This is a genomic window from Microbacterium phosphatis (assembly GCF_049177115.1).
In the GTDB taxonomy this organism is placed as follows: Bacteria; Actinomycetota; Actinomycetes; order Actinomycetales; family Microbacteriaceae; genus Microbacterium; species Microbacterium phosphatis.
On record NZ_CP185370.1, the window covers coordinates 1,338,084 to 1,355,412 of the forward strand.

Annotated in this window: 18 protein-coding genes; 7 read left to right on the forward strand and 11 right to left on the reverse strand. The window is 74.6% G+C overall.

All coding sequences use genetic code 11. The features are described 5' to 3' along the window. Positions 1-5 precede the first annotated feature (5 nt). Genes ACOKGD_RS06320 through ACOKGD_RS06330 form a run of 3 tightly spaced genes read right to left on the reverse strand, consistent with a single transcriptional unit; the run spans position 6 to position 5,057 of the window. Entirely contained in the window at positions 6-2,096 is a 2,091-nt protein-coding gene (locus ACOKGD_RS06320) for a molybdopterin oxidoreductase family protein (protein WP_342335021.1), read from the reverse strand. Further along, entirely contained in the window at positions 2,093-3,643 is a 1,551-nt protein-coding gene (locus ACOKGD_RS06325; RefSeq protein WP_342335020.1) for an FAD-dependent oxidoreductase, read from the reverse strand. Before ACOKGD_RS06325 ends, ACOKGD_RS06320 begins: the two co-directional genes overlap by 4 nt. Positions 3,644-3,650: 7 nt before the next feature. Then, on the reverse strand, positions 3,651-5,057 hold the full coding sequence (locus ACOKGD_RS06330) for an MFS transporter (protein ID WP_421355099.1): 1,407 nt from the start codon (positions 5,055-5,057) through the stop codon (positions 3,651-3,653). 189 nt (positions 5,058-5,246) lie between these two features. On the opposite strand from ACOKGD_RS06330, the gene ACOKGD_RS06335 reads away from it, so the two are divergent. The 3 genes from ACOKGD_RS06335 to ACOKGD_RS06345 all read left to right on the forward strand — a co-directional run bounded on the left by ACOKGD_RS06335 (position 5,247) and on the right by ACOKGD_RS06345 (position 7,129). Further along, entirely contained in the window at positions 5,247-5,738 is a 492-nt protein-coding gene (locus ACOKGD_RS06335) for a MogA/MoaB family molybdenum cofactor biosynthesis protein (RefSeq protein ID WP_342335019.1), read from the forward strand. Between the two features lie 52 nt (positions 5,739-5,790). Next, positions 5,791-6,219: a molybdenum cofactor biosynthesis protein MoaE gene (locus ACOKGD_RS06340; protein ID WP_342335537.1), complete on the forward strand. Its 429-nt coding sequence runs from the start codon at positions 5,791-5,793 to the stop codon at positions 6,217-6,219. Positions 6,220-6,346: 127 nt separating this feature from the next. Further along, the gene (locus tag ACOKGD_RS06345) at positions 6,347-7,129 is read left to right on the forward strand and encodes an NAD(P)H-binding protein (protein WP_342335018.1); all 783 of its coding nucleotides are present in this window, start codon (positions 6,347-6,349) and stop codon (positions 7,127-7,129) included. A gap of 4 nt (positions 7,130-7,133) precedes the next feature. On the opposite strand, the gene ACOKGD_RS06350 is transcribed toward ACOKGD_RS06345, so the two are convergent. The 5 genes from ACOKGD_RS06350 to ACOKGD_RS06370 are packed head-to-tail and all read right to left on the reverse strand — an operon-like array spanning position 7,134 to position 10,504. Next, complete coding sequence (locus ACOKGD_RS06350) at positions 7,134-7,367, reverse strand: MoaD/ThiS family protein (protein ID WP_342335017.1); 234 nt, start codon at positions 7,365-7,367, stop codon at positions 7,134-7,136. Continuing rightward, positions 7,364-7,633 (reverse strand): DUF6457 domain-containing protein, encoded by a 270-nt coding sequence (locus ACOKGD_RS06355; protein WP_342335015.1) that lies wholly within the window; start codon positions 7,631-7,633, stop codon positions 7,364-7,366. Before ACOKGD_RS06355 ends, ACOKGD_RS06350 begins: the two co-directional genes overlap by 4 nt. Next, complete coding sequence (gene moaC / locus ACOKGD_RS06360; RefSeq protein ID WP_342335013.1) at positions 7,630-8,142, reverse strand: cyclic pyranopterin monophosphate synthase MoaC; 513 nt, start codon at positions 8,140-8,142, stop codon at positions 7,630-7,632. The genes ACOKGD_RS06355 and moaC overlap by 4 nt, the downstream gene beginning before the upstream one ends. Continuing rightward, on the reverse strand, positions 8,139-9,371 hold the full coding sequence (gene glp / locus ACOKGD_RS06365) for a molybdopterin molybdotransferase MoeA (protein ID WP_342335012.1): 1,233 nt from the start codon (positions 9,369-9,371) through the stop codon (positions 8,139-8,141). The genes moaC and glp overlap by 4 nt, the downstream gene beginning before the upstream one ends. Then, a complete protein-coding gene (locus tag ACOKGD_RS06370; protein WP_342335011.1) occupies positions 9,368-10,504 on the reverse strand; it encodes a ThiF family adenylyltransferase in 1,137 nt (378 codons plus the stop codon). The genes glp and ACOKGD_RS06370 overlap by 4 nt, the downstream gene beginning before the upstream one ends. Before the next feature lie 80 nt (positions 10,505-10,584). Between ACOKGD_RS06370 and modA the strand changes: the two genes are divergently transcribed. The 4 genes from modA to moaA all read left to right on the forward strand — a co-directional run bounded on the left by modA (position 10,585) and on the right by moaA (position 14,558). Further along, positions 10,585-11,334 carry a molybdate ABC transporter substrate-binding protein gene (gene modA, locus ACOKGD_RS06375; protein WP_342335010.1) on the forward strand — a complete coding sequence of 250 codons (750 nt, stop codon included), beginning with the start codon at positions 10,585-10,587 and terminating at the stop codon, positions 11,332-11,334. Positions 11,335-11,430: 96 nt separating this feature from the next. Next, on the forward strand, positions 11,431-12,261 hold the full coding sequence (locus ACOKGD_RS06380) for an ABC transporter permease (RefSeq protein ID WP_342335009.1): 831 nt from the start codon (positions 11,431-11,433) through the stop codon (positions 12,259-12,261). Beyond that, positions 12,258-13,430 (forward strand): sulfate/molybdate ABC transporter ATP-binding protein, encoded by a 1,173-nt coding sequence (locus ACOKGD_RS06385; protein WP_342335008.1) that lies wholly within the window; start codon positions 12,258-12,260, stop codon positions 13,428-13,430. The genes ACOKGD_RS06380 and ACOKGD_RS06385 overlap by 4 nt, the downstream gene beginning before the upstream one ends. Before the next feature lie 60 nt (positions 13,431-13,490). Beyond that, positions 13,491-14,558, forward strand: coding sequence for a GTP 3',8-cyclase MoaA (moaA, locus tag ACOKGD_RS06390; protein ID WP_342335007.1), 1,068 nt, complete (start codon positions 13,491-13,493; stop codon positions 14,556-14,558). On the opposite strand, the gene ACOKGD_RS06395 is transcribed toward moaA, so the two are convergent. The 3 genes from ACOKGD_RS06395 to cobA all read right to left on the reverse strand — a co-directional run bounded on the left by ACOKGD_RS06395 (position 14,555) and on the right by cobA (position 17,305). After that, positions 14,555-15,292, reverse strand: a complete 738-nt coding sequence (locus ACOKGD_RS06395) for a sirohydrochlorin chelatase (RefSeq protein ID WP_342335006.1) — start codon at positions 15,290-15,292, stop codon at positions 14,555-14,557. The genes moaA and ACOKGD_RS06395 overlap by 4 nt on opposite strands. Next, on the reverse strand, positions 15,289-16,452 hold the full coding sequence (locus tag ACOKGD_RS06400; protein WP_342335005.1) for a uroporphyrinogen-III synthase: 1,164 nt from the start codon (positions 16,450-16,452) through the stop codon (positions 15,289-15,291). The genes ACOKGD_RS06395 and ACOKGD_RS06400 overlap by 4 nt, the downstream gene beginning before the upstream one ends. Before the next feature lie 61 nt (positions 16,453-16,513). After that, positions 16,514-17,305: a uroporphyrinogen-III C-methyltransferase gene (gene cobA, locus ACOKGD_RS06405; protein ID WP_421355100.1), complete on the reverse strand. Its 792-nt coding sequence runs from the start codon at positions 17,303-17,305 to the stop codon at positions 16,514-16,516. Positions 17,306-17,329 lie beyond the last annotated feature (24 nt).

Here is a 17,329-nt window from a genome sequence, read left to right on the forward strand (position 1 = left end):
GGCCCTCAGACCACCTTCGAGGCGGTGACGACCGCGTTCTTGAACTCGGGCATGGAGGAGACGGGATCGAGCCGGTCGCTGGTGAGGAGGTTGGCGCTCGCGTCGCCGGGGAAGTGGAAGGGCAGGAACACCGTGTCCGGGCGGATGTCGGCGGTGAGCCCCACCCGGGCCTCGACGACGCCCCGGGGGTTGGCCAGGCGCACGGTGTCGCCCTCGGCGAGCCCGCGCGATCGTGCCGTGGCCGGGTGCAGCTGCGCGACGAGCTCCGGATCGGAGGCGGCGAGCTCGGCGACGCGGCGGGTCTGCGCGCCCGACTGGTAGTGCCCGAGCAGCCGCCCGGTGATGAGGCTCAGGTCGGATCCGGCCGGCGTCTCGGGGCGGGCGGCGCGCACCGCGATCAGCCGCGCGCGGCCGTCGGCGTGCGCGAACCCGTCGGCGAACAGGCGCGGGGTGCCCGTGCCGCCCCGCGGGTAGGGCCAGTGCGCCACGAGCCCCTCGTCGAGGGCCGCGTGGCTGAGCCCCGAGTAGTCGGCCGGGCCCCCCTCGGAGGCGCGGGCGAGCTCGTCGAAGACGACCGAGGGATCCGGATCCCAGCTCCCCGGGGCCTCGAGGCGACGCGCGAGCTCGGCCATCACCCACAGCTCGCTGCGGGCACCGGCGGGGGGCGGCACGGCGCGGCGCCGGCGCAGCACCCGGCCCTCGAGGTTGGTCATGGTGCCCTCCTCCTCGGCCCACTGCAGCACGGGGAGGACGACGTCGGCGAGAGCCGCGGTCTCGGAGAGCAGGAAATCGCTCACCACGAGCAGGTCGAGGCGGGCGAGTGCATCCCGCACCGACTGAACGTCGGGGGAGGAGACGACGACGTTCGAGCCGTGCACCAGCAGGGCGCGCACACCGCCGGGGCGACCGCTGGAGCGCAGCAGCTGCACCGCGGGAATGCCGGGCCCGGGGATGATGTCGGCGTCGACGCCCCACACCGCCGCGACGTGCGCCCGCGCCGCCGGGTCGTCGATGCGACGGTAGCCGGGCAGCTGATCCGACTTCTGCCCGTGCTCGCGGCCGCCCTGCCCGTTGCCCTGCCCCGTGAGGGTGCCGTAGCCGCTGCCGGGTGTGCCGGGCAGCCCGAGCAGCAGGGCGAGGTTGATCGCGGCCGTCGCCGTGTCGGTGCCGTCGGCGTGCTGCTCGACACCTCGGCCGGTCAGGATGTAGGTCGACTCCGAGGCGGCGAGCCGGCGGGCGAGGGAGCGGATCAGTCCCGCCGGCACGCCCGTGGCCGTCTCGGCGCGCTCCGGCCACCACATCGACACCGAGCGCCGCAGCGCGTCGAAGCCCGTTGTGCGCTGGTCGACGTAGGCGGCGTTGTGGAGCCCCTCGGCGATGACGACGTGGATGAGGCCCAGCAGCAGCGCGAGGTCGCTTCCCGGTACCGACTGCACGTGCAGCCCCGCGCCGTCGGCCGTGAGCTTCGCGGTCGAGCTGCGCCGCGGGTCCACCACGATGAGGCCGCCCCGCGCGCGGGCGCCCTGCAGGTGCGAGACGAACGGCGGCATGGTGTCGCCCACGTTCGAGCCGAGCATCAGGATCGTCGCGGCGGTGTCCAGGTCCTCGAGTGGGAACGGGAGGCCCCGGTCGATACCGAAGGCGCGGTTCGCCGCCGCCGCCGCGGAGGACATGCAGAAGCGGCCGTTGTAGTCGATGCGCGAGGTGCGCAGCGCGATCCGGGCGAACTTGCCCAGCTGGTAGGCCTTCTCGTTCGTGAGGCCGCCGCCCCCGAAGACGCCGATCGCGTCCCGGCCGCTCTCGGCCTGGATCTCCCGCACGCGCGCAGCGATGAGGTCGAGGGCCGCCTCCCAGGTGGTGGCGTGCAGTTCGCCGTCGTCGCCGCGCACCAGCGGGGCGGTGAGCCGGTCGGCCGCCGCGAGCAGTTCGGTCGACGTCCAGCCCTTGCGGCAGAGGCCGCCGCGGTTGGTGGGGAAGTCGCGGCCCGCCACCGCCGCGGGGAGGCGCTCTCCCGGCGTCGGGGTGAGCGTCATCGCGCACTGCAGCGCGCAGTACGGGCAGTGAGTGTCTGCGACGCGCGCGTCGAGGGCGGTCATGCCGTCGCCCCGAGTCGTGCGTCGATCAGCTCGGCGATGCGCGACTTGCAGCCGCCGCAGCCGGTGCCGGCGCGGGTGCACCCGCCGACCTCGGCGATGGTCTCGGCGCCCCCGTCCACGGCATCCTCGATGGCGCCGGCCGTCACGGCGTTGCACACGCAGATCGTCGCCTCTCGCCCGGTGGCGCGCGGGCCCTGATCCTCGTCAGCGTCGAGGCGCAGCAGCAGCGATCGATCGGCGGGCAGCTCGCCGCGGCGCCCGTAGAGCACGCTGAGCTCGGCGCCCGTGCGGGGCATCCCGACCGAGACGAAGCCGGTCAGCACCCCGCCCTGCGTGATCATCTTCACGTACGTGCCGTGCTCGGGATCGGCCCACATCGACACACCCGGCGGCGTCTCGCCGGACACCGCCGGGGCGAACGGATCGGCCGTGACGTCGCCGGCGGAGACGAGCTCGACCTGCTGTGCCTTCAGGGCGACGATGCCGGGGACATCCTCGGCGAACGAGGTCGAGGGGCGGCCGTCGAGTTCTTCGCGCAGGGAGCGCGCGAGGAACTCGGCCTGCCGCCAGCCCGGGCCGATCAGGCCGCTGGGGCCTCCGGGCACCTGCGCGTCGTGGAGGTGCACGGGGTCGGCGACGTGAGCGCAGTCGCCGATCGCGGCGATGTCCGGATCCGTCCACGAGCGCAGGCGGTCGTCCACCAGCACGCCCCGGTCGATCCGCAAGCCGGCGGCCTCGGCGAGCTCGGAGCGCGCCCGGACGCCGCAGGACAGGACGAGAAGGTCGCCCTCGGTGCGCCGGCCGTCCGAGCTCACGAGGGCGCGGAACCGGCGTGTGCCGCCGGCGTCCTCGCGGGCGATGACGGCCTCGGCCCGGGTGTGGGGGACCACATGGACCCCCGCGGCCTCGAGGGCCGCCGCCAGGACGGACGCCGATCCGCGGTCGAGCTGACGGGGCATCGGGATGGGGCCGAAGTGCGCCACCTGCGGCACGGCCCCGGCGCGCGCCAGCAGCAGCGCCAGCTCGATGCCGAGCACCCCGGCGCCCAGCACGACCACGCGCCCGCCGGTGGCGACGACCTCGCGCACGCGCTCGGCGTCGTCGGGGGTGCGCAGCACCACCACCCCGGCGGTGAGCGCCGTGTCGAGCCCGGTGGGGTCGGCACCGAGATGCTCCAGTCCGTCGAGGTGCGGCACCGTGGCACGCGCCCCGGTCGCCAGCACAACGCGATCATAGGGAACGCGGTGCCCGTCGCCGAGCGCCACCTCCTGCGCCGCCCGATCGATCGCCGTCGCCCGGACGCCCGTGAGCACCACCGCCCCCGCCTCGCGCAGCTCCGCCGTGTCGGCGATCACCAGATCGTCGCGCTCGAGCTCGCCGCTGGCGTACTCGGCGACCAGCACCCGGTTGTACGGCTCGCCGGTCTCGGCGCCGACCACCGTCAGGTGCACACGCCCCGCCACGATCTCGGGGAGCAGCTCTTCGGCGAAGCGCACACCGACCGGACCGAAGCCGATCAGCACGATGCGCAGGGGCGATGGCGTCACGGGGCCCTCAGATCCGGTGCCCGGCGAGCGAGGCGCGCGGCACCAGGTAGACGACGGCGGTGATCGCGAGCAGCACGGCGTAGGCGGCGATGAAGCCCCAGAAGGCCGCGCTGTAGCCGCCGGTCGCGGCCTTCGAGGCCCCGAGCACCTGCGGGATCAGGAAGCCGCCGTACGCGCCGATCGCGGCGATCAGGCCCAGGGCGGCGGCGCCGCGGCGCTGCGTGGACACCGCGTGCGGGTCGCCCGCCGTCGCCGCCCCACGGGCCGCGAAGATCGCCGGGATCATGCGGTAGGTCGCCCCGTTGCCCATGCCGGTCGCGACGAACAGCACAAGGAAGCAGCCGAGGAACACCCAGAAGCTGCCCAGCGGCAGGGTCAGGATCAGCGCGAGCGTCGCGAGGATCATCATCGAGAACGCGACCACCGTCATCCGCGCCCCGCCGAAGCGGTCGGCGAGCTTCCCGCCGTACGGGCGGGAGAGGGATCCGACGAGCGCGCCGAGGAACGCCAGCGACAGCGACGCCGCGCCCAGGTGGAACACCGAGAACTCGGGGAACTGGTCGGCGATCAGCTTCGGGAACACCCCGGCGAAGCCGATGAACGAGCCGAACGTGCCGATGTACAGCAGCGCCATGATCCACAGGTGCGGCTCGCGCAGCGCGGATGCGGCTCCCGCGAAGTCGGCCTTGGCGGAGGACAGGTTGTCCATGTACCGCCATGCGCCCCACATCGCCACGAGGATCGGAGGGATCCACATCCAGCCGGCGAGCTGGATGTTGAACGTGCCCGCGGCCCCCAGCGTGATGACGATCGGCACCAGCAGCTGCGCGACGGCGGTGCCGATGTTGCCGCCCGCGGCGTTCAGGCCGAGGGCCCAGCCCTTCTCCTTCTGCGGGAAGAAGTAGGTGATGTTCGACATGGAGCTGGCGAAGTTGCCGCCGCCCACGCCGCCCAGCGCGGCGATCAGCAGCAGCACACCGAACGGCGTCTGCGGATCCTGCACGGCGAAGCCGAGCAGCGTCGCGGGGATGAGCAGCAGGCCCGCCGAGACGATCGTCCAGTTGCGGCCGCCGAAGACGGCCACGGCGAAGGTGTAGGGGAAGCGCAGGGTGGCGCCCACCAGGCTCGGCAGGGAGATCAGCCAGAACGACTCGGTGGTGCTCAGCTCGAAGCCCGCCGCGGGCAGCAGCACCACAACGATGCTCCAGAGCTGCCAGATGATGAAGCCGAGGAACTCGGCGAAGATCGACCAGCCGAGGTTGCGGCGCGCGATCGCCCGGCCCTGCGTCGCCCAGAACGTCGAGTCCTCGGGGTTCCAGCCGTCGATCCAGCGGCCAGGTCGGAAGGTGAGCCGGGTGGTGCTCTCGGAGGTGGGGGTGGTGCTCATCGGGGTGGTGCTCAAGGTCGGTGCCATGGCGACTCCTTGGACGGGCAGCGGATGTTGCTCCGACGCTACGAGCCGCGTGTTTCGGGCCCGCTCGCGATCGGATTTCCCCGGCATCACCTTTCGCCCACCGGATCCCGCGCGTCGCGCTGAGAGGTTCGTCACACGCGCGAAACATGCGACGCCGTCACGGGTGCCGTGGTCCTTAGACTCGGGGGCATGGATGAGGCTGAGGTCGCCCTGCGCGCGGCCGTGATCACCGTGAGCGACCGATCGGCGCGGGGCGAGCGCGACGATCTGTCCGGCCCCGAGGCGGTGGCGGCGCTGCGGGTGGCGGGGTTCGACTGCCCCGACGCCGTGGTGGTGCCCGACGGCGCCGAGAGCGTCGAGAGGGCGCTGGTGGCGATGATCGCCGCGGGATCCCGCCTCATCGTGACCACCGGGGGCACGGGCCTCGGGCCGCGCGACGAGACGCCCGAGGGCACGCGCTTGGTGCTGGAGCGCGAGATCCCCGGGATCTCGGAGGAGCTGCGGCGGATCGGCGCGGCCGAGATGCCGTCGGGCATGCTCTCGCGCGGGCTGGCGGGGGTGGCGCGTGGCGCGCTGATCGTGAACCTGCCCGGATCGCCCTCCGGCGTGCGCAGCGGCATGCCGGTGGTGCTGTCCGTCGCGAAGCACGTGATCTCCCAGGTCGCGGGGGAGGACCACTGATGCGGTCACCCGTCGCGGTGCGACCGGGCGGAGGGTCGAGGTGACGGCCGCAGTGTCCGCCGTGCGGATAGCGCGCATCTCGGAGGAGCCCATCCGGCTCGCCGAGCACGTGGACGCCATCGACGACCCCCGGATGGGCGCCGAGACCTCCTTCGTCGGGCGGGTGCGCGACCACGATCCCGATGCCGCGGGTGCCGTGACGGCGCTCGAGTACACGGCGCACCCCGACGCGCAGACGGCCCTGTCGGCCATCGCCGCGCGCGCCGCCGAGGCGCACGGCGCGATCGTCGCGGTGAGTCATCGCATCGGGCGGCTGGAGGTGGGCGATGCCGCCGTGGTGATCGCGGTCGCCGCCGCGCATCGCGGCGAGGCGTTCGCGGCCTGCCGGGACATCATCGAGGACATCAAGCGCGAGCTGCCGGTGTGGAAGCGCCAGCTGGAGGCCGACGGCACCGCTGCGTGGAAGGGCCTCGGCGGCTGATTCCTTCCCCCCGCGCAAGAACCGCGCATTCTTCGGCGGTTGCGGGGGACAGGGGCGGCTCGGATGGGCGCATTCTCGAAACAGATCGGCTTTTCAGCGACGAAGAGCCGACAGATCGGAGGATCACATGTCCATCGCCGTCACCGGAGCCTCAGGACGACTCGGCTCCTTCGCCATCGACGCGCTCATCGCCCGCGGCGTCTCGCCGACTGACATCGTCGCGATCACCCGCACGCCGGAGGGCGTGCGCTTCCGCGACCGCGCCGTCACGGTCCGCCAGGCCGATTACAACGACCCCGCCTCGCTGGATCTCGCCTTCCGCGGTGTGGAGCGCCTGCTGCTGGTCGCCGGCACGGAGGTCGGGCGACGCCTCGCGCAGCACCGCAACGTGCTGGCCGCGGCCGAGAGGGCGTGGGTGGGGTGCCTGGTGTACACCAGCACCCTCGGCGCGGAGTCGGGCCACCCCTTCGTCGAGGAGCACCGGGCCACCGAGCTCGCGCTCGAGCGCTCGGTGATCCCCGCGACGATCCTGCGCAACGGCGCCTACCTCGACACCTACATGGAGCGCGCCGCGGCCGACATCGCGCGCGGCGAGGTCGTCGGCGGCAGCGGCCGGGTGTCGGCCGCACACCGCCGGGACTACGCCGATGCGGCGGCGGCGGCGATCCTGATCCCGCGCGCCGGGCGGGTGTACGAGCTCGGCGGGCGTCCGTTCACCGCCGAGGACTACGCACGGGAGCTCTCCCGGGTCTCGGAGCGCTCGATCGCCCTCCGCCGTGACGAGGACGACACCCTCGGCGACGTGCTCGCCACCGAGTCGACCGAGCTCAACGAGATGCTGGGGCACCGCCCCACAACGCTCGGCGAGGCCGTCGACCTCGCGGTGCTCGGGGCGCTCAGCGCGGCGTGACGGATCAGCCGCCGGCGAAGGGCGGCAGCACGTCGACCAGGCGCGCATCGCTCAGGGGGGCGTCGTCATCGCGCCGCTCGCCGTCGACGAGCACCGCGCATCGCGGCAGGATGCCGCCGAGCCCCGGGTACTGCGAGGCCAGGGCGGCGCGGAGCTCGCCGAGGGTCGCCTCGGAGCGCTCCTCCTCCGGGCGGCCCGCGGCCTCACCGGCGGCGGCGAAGTAGCGGACGCGCGTCACGCCGACCACGACTTCGCGAGATCGGTGACGTCGGCCACGGCGTTCTCGATGGCCTCGGGGGTGCCCCCGGCGCGGCCCGCGGCGAGCCCGGCGAGGAACGCCGTGAGCGGTGCCGCGGGGCGCGCGACGCCGTGGGCGACGTCCCGAGCGAGGTCGAGGATCAGCGAGACGGGCACCTGATCGGGGTCGAGGCCGAGCCGTTCGGCCGCGGCGCGCGTCCACTCGTCGAGAGCCTCGGGGGGAAGTGTGCGATCGGGCGTGCTCATGGGGTCTCGGCTCCTTCGTCGCTGGATGCGCCGCCGTCGGCGTCTTCTCTCTGCCAGGATCCGCTGCGGCCGCCGCTCTTGGCGACGATGCGGGCGTTCTCGATCCGCGCCGAGCGATCCGATCCCTTGACCATGTCGACCACGGCCAGCGCGGCGATCGTGACGGCGGTGAGCGCCTCCATCTCGACGCCGGTGCGGTCGGCGGTGCGCACCGTGGCCTCGATCGCGACGCCCGCGTTTTCGATCACGAGGTCGACGGTCGCCCCGTGCACGCCGATGACGTGGGCGAGAGGCAGCAGCTCGGCGCATCGCTTGGCGCCCTGGATGCCCGCGATCCGCGCGACGGCCAGCACGTCGCCCTTGGGCACCGCTCCGTCCCGCAGGGCCGCGACCGTCGCGGGGGCCACCGCCACGAAGCCGCGGGCCGTCGCCGATCGCACGGTCGGCTGCTTCTCGGTCACGTCGACCATGCGCGCGTGCCCGGACGAGTCGAGGTGCGTGAAGCTCATGAGATCAGCATGACATCCACGAGATCGCCCTCCGCGACGGCCTCCACCGCGGCGTCCACGACCACGTACGCCTCCGCGGCGGCGAGCCCCGCGGCCAGGTGCGAGCCGGATCCGCCGGCGGTGGCGGGGCGGACGGTCCAGTGCGCCGGATCGGATCGGTCGATCGTCGCGGGCACGTACTGCCGGCGGTCCGGCGGAGTCCGCCAGCCGACCGAGGCGGGCAGCCGGATCCGGTCGCGCTGCAGCTGGGTGCGGCCCTGCATGGCGAGCAGAGCGGGCCGCACGAACGCCTCGAACGAGACGGCGACGCTGACGGGGTTGCCGGGCAGGCCGAACATCAGCGCGCCGTTCGGCAGCCGGCCGAAGCCCTGGGGCTTGCCGGGCTGCAGCGCCACCTTCGTGAAGTCGATGTCGCTGTCCAGCGCCTTGCGGACCACCTCGTAGGCGCCGGCGCTCACCCCGCCCGAGGTGATCACGACGTCGGCGCCGGTGTTGTCGGACAGCAGCGACCGGAAGACGTCGGGGTCGTCCGAGACGCACGTGGCGCGGAGCAGCTCGGAGCCCGTGCCGCGCACGAGCCCCGCGAGCAGGGTGGTGTTCGACTCGGGGATCTGGCCGTGGGCCAGCGTCGCGCCCGGCTCGACGAGCTCGTCCCCCGTCGAGATGACGAGCACCCGCGGGGGCCGGGCGACCACCACGCGGTCGACACCGGTCGCGGCGGCCGCCGAGAGCTGCAGCGCGCGAAGCTCGGTGCCGGCGGGGATGACGGTCTCGCCGGCGCGCAGATCCTCTCCGCGGCGTCGGATGTGCGCGCCGTGGGCCTTGGGGGCGCGCCGCACGGCGATGTCGCCGAGGGAATCGGCGAGCCCGCCGGCGGTGTCCTCGAAGGGCACGATCGCATCGGCGTCGGACGGCACCGGGGCCCCGGTCATGATGCGCGCGGCCTCGCCGGGGGCGAGCGCGGGATCGTCGCCCGTCCCGGCGGGCAGGTCGGCCACGACCCGCAGCCGGGCGGGCTCCTCGGCGGACGCCTGTGCGACGTCCGCGTACCGGACGGCGAAACCGTCCATGGCCGAGTTGTCGAAGACGGGCACATCCACGCGCGCCCGGACGTCCTCGGTGAGGGTCAGGCCCGCGGCGGCGGCCAGCGACAGCGTGATCGGATCCGTCGCGACGACGGTGGCGAGCACCTCGGCGAGGTGCTCCTCGACGGTGCGCAGCCCGCTCATCGGACTCCCTCCGGGACGACGGTCTCTCCGGTCCACGCGAGCATGCCGCCGTCGACCGAGCGGACATCCCACCCATGTGGGGCGAGGAGCGCGGCGGCCTCGGACGAGCGCACACCGCCCTTGCAGATGAGCGCGAGCGGCCGTCCCTCGGCGGTGTCCCGCAGCAGAGCCACCGCGCGCTCCGGATCCGACCGCAGCTCGCCCAGGGCGAGGTGCAGCGATCCGGGGATCATCCCGGCGCGGACCTCGTCATCCTCGCGCACGTCGATCACAAGCGGAGGACGGGGGCCCGCGAGCGCGGCCGCGAGCTCGGCCGCGCCGAATCTCTCGCGTACGGGCGCGGCGGGCGCCGGGGCATCACTCGACCGTCCGCGCAGGGGAACCTCGTGCTGGCGGGCGCGCAGCCCGTCGATGACGAGCACCGTCCCGAGGAGCGGCTCGCCGATGCCGGCGATGAGGTGCACCGCCTGGGTGGCCATCAGGGCGCCCACCTGCAGGCAGAGCGAGCCCAGCACGCCCGCCTCGGCGCACGTCGGCACATCGCCGGCGCTGCCGGACGGGTACAGATCGGACAGGCGCACCGCCGGGGCGCCCGCGGGCGGGGCCGACCAGAACACGGTGACCTGGGCGTCGAAGCCCTGCACCACGCCCCACACGAGCGGCACCCCGAGCGCCTCGGTCGCGGCGGCGACCATCTCGCGGGTGTCGAAGGTGTCGCTGCCGTCGAGCACGAGGTCGGCGCCCGCCAGCAGACGCTCGGTGTTCTCGCGCGTGAGGCGCTCCTGCACGGCGTGCACCCGCACCTCGGGGGCCAGCTCGCCGGCGGCGCGGGCCGCGCTCGAGGCCTTGGGGGCACCGAGGTCCGAGACGCGGTGCATCACCTGACGCTGCAGGTTGGACAGCTCGACGACGTCGTCGTCGATGACGGTGAGGGTGCCCACGCCCGCGGCCGCGAGGGCGAGGACGACGGGCGAGCCGAGGCCGCCGGCGCCCACGATCGCCACGTGCGCGGCGGCGAGCCGGCGCTGGCCGAGCTCCCCGAGTGGCGCGAGGACGTGGTGGCGGGCTGTGCGCTCCCGTTCGGCCGCCGAGAGGGCGGACACGGGCTCGACGAGCGGGGGGAGGGCCGACATGCCCACAGCCTACGGCCGTGCCCCGCCGCCGGCACGGGGATTGACGAGGAGGGGCCGCGCCCCCGTGTCAGGATCGACGCATGCGAACGATCCGTGCGGCCGCGACCCTGGCCGCGGCCCTCGCGCTGTGCGCGGGGACCGCGGGATGCGCGCCCGCACGGGAGGGTGGCACGTCGCTCACCGTCTACGCCGCGGCCTCGCTCGGGCCGGCGTTCGAGGAGATCGCGGCCGCGTTCGAGGAGACCCGCCCCGGGGTCGATGTGCGCCCCCTGGTGCTCGACGGGTCGCAGGTGCTGGCGACGCAGATCGGGGAGGGGGCGCCCGCGGACGTCTTCGCGAGCGCCGACGAGGCGACGATGGCGCGCGTGGGGGAACGCGCCCCGGAGCCGGCCGTCTTCGCGACAAACACCCTCACGATCGCCGTGCCGCCCGGCAATCCCGCCGGCATCCACGGGCTCGCCGATCTCGCCGATCCCGCGACCACCGTGGTGCTGTGCGCGGCCGAGGTGCCGTGCGGGGCCTCCAGCCGCGACCTCCTGGAGGCCGCCGGCATCGTCGTCGATCCGGCCAGCGAGGAGCAGAACGTCGGCGCCGTGCTCGCGAAGGTCGCGGCGGGCGAGGCGGACGCGGGGCTTGTGTACCGCACGGACATCGCGCGCGGCGGGGTGGAGGAGGTCGAGGCCGAGGGCGTCGCCGACGTCGTCAACCGCTACCCGATCGCCGCGCTCCGGGGAGCTGACGATCCCGAGGCAGCCGCGGCATTCGTCGCCTTCGTGCTCGGCGACGAGGGGCAGGGCATCCTCGCCGATTTCGGCTTCGGCGCCCCCTGACCCGGCGACACGCGCAGGATCCCGCGGCGCGCGGATGCGCGCGGCGGCACCTTCGAGGCAGGATCGGAAGCGTGCGCCGCGAGAGAGCAGAAGAGCATGGGTGAGACGCGCCGCCGCGCACGCGGCGACGGCGCCGGGCCCGGCGACCTGCCGCGCATCCTCGCGCTTCCCGCCGTCCTGGCTCTCGCGCTGCTGGTGGTTCCGCTGGGAGGGCTGGTCGCCCGCGCCGAATGGGGATCGATCTGGGCGGATGTGACGTCCCCCGCCTCCCTCAGCGCCCTGCTCCTCTCGGTCGTGACCGGGCTGATCGCCACGGTCATCTGCCTGGTGCTGGGCCTGCCGCTGGCGATCCTCATCGCCCGATCACGCCCGTGGCTGGCGGCGATCCTGCGGGTCCTCGTGACGGTGCCGCTGGTGCTCCCGCCGATGGTCGGGGGCGTCGCCCTGCTGTTCCTCTTCGGGCGCAGCGGCCCGGTGGGCGCCTGGCTCGCGGGCGTCGGGGTCGCTCTGCCGTTCACGTCCGCTGCGGTGGTGATCGCGCAGGTGTTCGTCGCGCTTCCGTTCCTCGTGCTCGCCGTGGAGGGCTCGGTCCGCTCGGTCGGGGTCGAGTACGAGCGCACCGCCGCGGCCCTCGGCGCGGGCCGCTGGGCGACGCTCTGGCGCATCACGCTGCCCCTCGCGGGCCCCGGGCTCGTCGCGGGCCTGGTGCTCTGCTTCGCGCGCGCCATCGGCGAGTTCGGCGCGACCGCGCTGTTCGCCGGGAACAACCCCGGGGTCACGCAGACGATGCCGCTGGCGATCTACACCGCTTTCAACGGCACCGGAGTCGGCCAGGGCCCCGCCGTCGCCCTCTCGCTGCTGCTGCTGGTGACGGCGGTCGCCGTGCTGCTGCTGGTGCGCGCGTGGCGACCGGGGAGCGTGCGATGAGCGCGCGAGACGGGGCCGCGCGCGCGCCGGAGCGCATCGCCCCGGCGCTGCACGAGGGCGTCGCGCTCACCGCTGACCTCGCCGTCGACCGGGGCGCCTTCCGCCTCGAGGCCCGGCTCACGGTGCCGCAGGGCGAGGTCACGGCGATCATGGGGCCCAGCGGCGCCGGCAAGTCGACGCTGCTCGCCGCGATCGCCGGATCGGTCCGCCTCGCCGCGGGGGAGATCCGGCTGGCCGACGGCACGACCATCACCCGCCGCCGACACCCGACGCCGCAGGCGCGCGGCGTCGTCATGCTGGGACAGGACGCCCTGCTGTTCCCGCACCTGTCCGTGCGCGACAACATCGCGTTCGGACTCGCCGTGCGGGGGCACACGAAGGCCCGCGCGCGCCAGGTGGCCGACGAGTGGCTGTGGCGGGTGGGGCTGTCAGGATCCGGTGCCCATCGCCCGCGCGAGCTCTCGGGCGGGCAGCAGCAGCGGGTCGCGCTGGCGCGCGCCCTCGCCGTCTCGCCGCGCCTGCTGCTGCTGGACGAACCGCTCACCGGGCTCGATGCCGAGACCGCCGCGGAGACGCGCGCCGTGCTGCACGACCAGCTCAGCGCCACGCGCACGACCGCGCTCGTGGTGACCCATGACGCGTTCGATGCCGCGGCCCTCGCGCGCCACGTCGTGGTGGTGGAGGCCGGCCGGGTGACCCAGCGTGGTGCGGTCCGGCAGGTGCTCGAGTCGCCCGCCACGCGCTTCGTCGCCGCCGTGGCCGGCCTCAACCGCGTGCCCGGCGCCGCCGTCGACGGGGCGTGGACGGCCGCCGGCGTGGACGGCGACCTCCGACTGGACGCGCCGCTGCCGCCGGGCACCGCCGACCGCGGTGCCCTGGTCGCCGTCTTCCGGCCCGCCGACGTCCGGCTCGCCCCGGCCGGCGAGCCGACCTGGACGGGCGCGATCCGCATCGCACGCGACGAGGGTCACGCCCCGGGCGAGTGGCTCGCACGGGTGGAGCGCCTCGAGCCGACGCCGGGCGGCGCGCGGGTGCACACCACCCGGCCGGACGTTGTGGCCGAGGTGCCCGCCGCGCAGCTGGCCGCGCTCGCGCTCGCGCCGGGCGACCCCGTCCGGCTGTCGGTGAGCGGGGCGGACGTGCGGATCCTGGCGGCGCCCACAAGCTGATCCGGCCCGCTGTGAGGGCCCGCGCACGTAGTCTGGATGGATGTTGCGAGGGCTGCGCTCATGACCGCCGTGCCGGTGGCCATCGGACTGCGCCCGGGCGCGCCGATCGAGGGCGCCGCTCCCGTCTCCGGCCCCCTCGTCGACACCTTCGGTCGTGTGCACCGGGACCTGCGCGTCTCGCTCACCGACCGCTGCTCGCTGCGCTGCACCTACTGCATGCCCGAGCAGGGCAACGAGTGGCTCGCGAAGACGAGCATCCTCACCCTCGACGAGATCGAGCGGATCGCCCGGCTCGCGGCCGCCGCGGGCATCACCACCTTCCGGCTCACGGGCGGTGAGCCGCTGCTGCGCACCGATCTCACCGAGGTGGTCCGCCGGCTCGCGCGCCTCGAGAGCCCCGACGGCCCGGTGCAGGTCGCGATGACCACCAACGGCATCACGCTGCGCGACAAGCTCCCCGCCCTGATCGACGCCGGCCTGTCACGGCTGAACATCTCGCTCGACACGCTGCGCCCCGAGCGGTTCCACGAGCTCACGCGCCGCGACCGGCTCGCCGACGTGCTCGACGGCATCGCGGCCGCCGCCGAGTCGGGCCTGACGCCGCTGAAGCTCAACACGGTGGCCATGCGCGATGTCAACGAGGACGAGCTGGTCGACCTGGTCGAGTTCGCCGTCGCCCATGGCGCGCAGCTGCGGTTCATCGAGCAGATGCCGCTCGATGCCGGCCACACGTGGTCGCGCGAGCGCATGGTCACGCGCGAGGAGATCCTCGAGACGCTCTCCGCGCGGTGGGAGCTCACCCCCGTCCCCGGTCGTGGCGGCGCCCCGGCCGAGACGTGGATCCTCGACGACGGACCGCATCGCGTCGGCGTGATCGCGTCGGTCACGGCGCCCTTCTGCGGCGCGTGCGATCGCCTGCGGCTCACCGCCGACGGGCAGCTGCGCAACTGCCTGTTCTCCACGACCGAGTTCGACCTGCTGCCGATCCTCCGCGGGGACGCGGACCGGATGGATCAGGATCTCGACGCCATGATGCGCGCCTGCATCCACCGGAAGCTGCCGGGCCACGCGATCGACGATCCGTCGTTCCTGCAGCCCCGCCGCGGCATGAACGCCATCGGCGGCTAGCGCGCCGCGAGGGCCTCGAGGCCGGTCTGGTAGCGCTCGGCGATGACCCGTGCGACGCGCTCGTCCGCGCCGAGCGGCGCGGTCGTGACGTCGGCGCCGGCGGCGAGGACCTCGTTCGAGAAGAACCCGGGCGCCAGCACGTAGCTCGACGAGACCACCCGCTGCGCCCCGGCGTCCCTCGCCGCGGTGACGGCCGCGGCGATCCGCGGATCCGCCCCGGCGGCGTAGCCGACCGTGACGGGCTGCGAGAGCAGCGGGGCCAGAAGATCGCGCATCTGCTCGACGTGCACCGCGGCCTCGGGGCGCGACGACCCGGCGGCGGCCAGCACCACGTGGTCGCCGGCGCGGAGCCCTGCGGCCTGCAGGCGCTCGAGCAGCGTGAGCGCGAGGAGCGGGTGCGGGCCGAGCGGGGCCGCGGCGACGACGTCGTCGCGCGTGCGGGCGGCGCGGGCGATGTCGATGCCCGTGTGGAAGCCGGCCGAGAGCAGCAGCGGGACGATGACGGCCGGCCCCTCGACGGACGCGACGACGTCGTCGATGGACGGCTCCTCGACGTCGACGAACGCCTGGGCCACCGGCACACCGGGCAGCACGGCCCGCACCTGCTCGACGAGGGCGCGGATCTCCTCGCGGCCCTCTTCGAAGCGGGTGCCGTGCGAGCACGCGATGAGAGTGGGGGTCGGCTCGGTCACGTCGCTCCCTCGGTCGATCCGGTCGCGGAGGGCGACCCTCATGAGGGATCCTCCACGTTCAGACGGTACCCGCGCTTGACGACGGTCTTGATCACCTCCGGCACACCGAGGGCCTCGCGAAGGCGCGCGATCGCCATCTCGACCGCGTGCGGGCTCTGGCCCGAGCGCGGCAGGACGGCCTGGAGATCGGCGCGCGAGACGACGCCTCCTCCGGCGCGGAACAGCGTGGCGAGCACGTCGATGCCGGTGGGGGAGAGCGAGATCACCCGGCCCGCCAGCACGGCACCGCCGCTGCGCAGCTCGATCGGCCCCGCCGAGGTGAGGTGCGAGGGGGCGCGTCCGCCGCCGAAGTACGACACGACGGCGCGGACGAGCGATCCGAGGCGGCCGCGTTCGGCGATGAGCACGTCGATCTCGGCCGCGGCGAGGGGCTCCGCGGTGATCGGGCCCACGGCGACCATCAGCGTCCGGCGGTCGGCGACGCGGGCGCGGATCGCGTCGATCGCGTCGGCGCGGCGCGCCTCGGCGAGCCATTCGGCCGCCCCGGGCGCGGAGGTGAACAGGATCGCGTCGTACTCGCCCGCGGCGGCAGCGCGCACCGACCGGCGCACCACGGCCGGGTCCGGCGGCGGGCCCCAGCGGTAGACGGTGAGGCTGACGACCTCGGCGCCGTTCGCCGCGAACAGCTCGTCGAGTCCGTCGGCCCCCGAGCCGTGGTGCTGGACGGCCACGCGACGACCGGAGATCCCCTCGGCCACGAGGTACTCGCCGAGCTCTGCCGCGGTCTCCGACTCGGCGACCCAGTCGGCGGTGAGCCCGGCCTGCTGGATCGCGCCGCGCGCCTTCGGCCCGCGCGCGACGATCTGGGCGTGCCGGAACGTCTCGATGAGCTCGTCGGCGAGCCCGGCCTCGTCGGCCGCCTCGATCCAGCCGCGGAATCCCACGCCGGTGGTGACGACGACGACGTCGGGCGCGTCGGCGATCAGCGCGCGGGTGCGCTCGATGAGGGTCGAGTCGTCGATGTGCGATTCGATCGTCAGCGCCGCCGCCTGCTGCACGGTCGCGCCGTGGCGCTCGAGCGCCGCGGTCAGCTCGCCGGAGCGGCGGTCGACCGTGATGAGGATGGAGCACCCGGCGAGCGCCGTCGAGAGCAGGCGGGGGGCCGGGGCGAGGTCGGGAACGGTGTCGGGCAGGTGGGTCATGGTGTCCGATGCGGGGAGGAGCGGGGTGGAACGGTGGGGCGAGCGGGGCGGGGACGACGGCTCAGAGGGCGAGCGCGGACGACGCGGAGGCGACGGGAAGCAGCAGTCCGGCGCGCGCGACCTCGCCGATCACGATGACGGCCGGGTTCATCACCTGGGCGGCCCGCGCATCGGCGACGGCGCGGGCCAGGGTGGTGTGGGTGGTGCGCTGGCGCGGCGTGTGGCCGCTCTCGACGATGGCGACGGGACGCGTGGGCGGGGCCCCCGCGGCGAGCGCGTCGCGGACGATGCGCTCGAGGGCGGCGACGCCCATGAGGATCACCGTCGTCACCGTGTCGTCGGCGAGCGCCGCGAGGGTGCCGGGCCCGAGCTCGGCCTGGCCGTTGACGAGGTGCATGGCGCCCGAGACCCCGCGATGGGTGACGGGGATGCCGGCGGCCTGGGGGACGGACACGGCGGAAGTCGGTCCGGGCACCACCTCGAACGGCACCCCGGCCTCCAGGCACGCGGTGACCTCCTCGCCGCCGCGGCCGAACACGAACGGATCGCCGCCCTTCAGGCGCACCACTCGGCGGCCGGCCTTCGCGTGGGCGACGAGCAGCGCGTTGATCTCGTGCTGGGGGACGGGATGATGCCCCGGGCGCTTGCCGACGTCGATCACCTCGACGCGCGGGTCGAGCTCGTCGAGCACGTCGACGGGGCCGAGGCGGTCGGCGATCACCACGTCGGCGGCGAACAGGAGGCGGTGGGCGCGGACGGTCATGAGGTCGGAGGGGCCGGGGCCGCCCCCGACGATGGCGACCCGGCCCAGGGTTCCGGGCACGTCGCGGCCCGGGAGGGACGCCTTTCGCATCGTGGTCATCGTCGCTCGACCTCT

What these genes read in the sequence shown, in the direction of transcription:
- ACOKGD_RS06330 (WP_421355099.1), bottom strand. Translation starts at nt 5,057, where the DNA reads ATGGCACCGACCTTGAGCACCACCCCGATGAGCACCACCCCCACCTCC.
- ACOKGD_RS06400 (WP_342335005.1), bottom strand. Translation starts at nt 16,452, where the DNA reads ATGACCCACCTGCCCGACACCGTTCCCGACCTCGCCCCGGCCCCCCGC.
- ACOKGD_RS06320 (WP_342335021.1), bottom strand. Translation starts at nt 2,096, where the DNA reads ATGACCGCCCTCGACGCGCGCGTCGCAGACACTCACTGCCCGTACTGC.
- ACOKGD_RS06385 (WP_342335008.1), top strand. Translation starts at nt 12,258, where the DNA reads ATGAGCGCGCGAGACGGGGCCGCGCGCGCGCCGGAGCGCATCGCCCCG.
- moaC (WP_342335013.1), bottom strand. Translation starts at nt 8,142, where the DNA reads ATGAGCTTCACGCACCTCGACTCGTCCGGGCACGCGCGCATGGTCGAC.
- modA (WP_342335010.1), top strand. Translation starts at nt 10,585, where the DNA reads ATGCGAACGATCCGTGCGGCCGCGACCCTGGCCGCGGCCCTCGCGCTG.
- ACOKGD_RS06380 (WP_342335009.1), top strand. Translation starts at nt 11,431, where the DNA reads ATGGGTGAGACGCGCCGCCGCGCACGCGGCGACGGCGCCGGGCCCGGC.
- glp (WP_342335012.1), bottom strand. Translation starts at nt 9,371, where the DNA reads ATGAGCGGGCTGCGCACCGTCGAGGAGCACCTCGCCGAGGTGCTCGCC.
- ACOKGD_RS06345 (WP_342335018.1), top strand. Translation starts at nt 6,347, where the DNA reads ATGTCCATCGCCGTCACCGGAGCCTCAGGACGACTCGGCTCCTTCGCC.
- ACOKGD_RS06395 (WP_342335006.1), bottom strand. Translation starts at nt 15,292, where the DNA reads ATGAGGGTCGCCCTCCGCGACCGGATCGACCGAGGGAGCGACGTGACC.
- ACOKGD_RS06355 (WP_342335015.1), bottom strand. Translation starts at nt 7,633, where the DNA reads ATGAGCACGCCCGATCGCACACTTCCCCCCGAGGCTCTCGACGAGTGG.
- moaA (WP_342335007.1), top strand. Translation starts at nt 13,491, where the DNA reads ATGACCGCCGTGCCGGTGGCCATCGGACTGCGCCCGGGCGCGCCGATC.
- ACOKGD_RS06335 (WP_342335019.1), top strand. Translation starts at nt 5,247, where the DNA reads ATGGATGAGGCTGAGGTCGCCCTGCGCGCGGCCGTGATCACCGTGAGC.
- cobA (WP_421355100.1), bottom strand. Translation starts at nt 17,305, where the DNA reads ATGCGAAAGGCGTCCCTCCCGGGCCGCGACGTGCCCGGAACCCTGGGC.
- ACOKGD_RS06370 (WP_342335011.1), bottom strand. Translation starts at nt 10,504, where the DNA reads ATGTCGGCCCTCCCCCCGCTCGTCGAGCCCGTGTCCGCCCTCTCGGCG.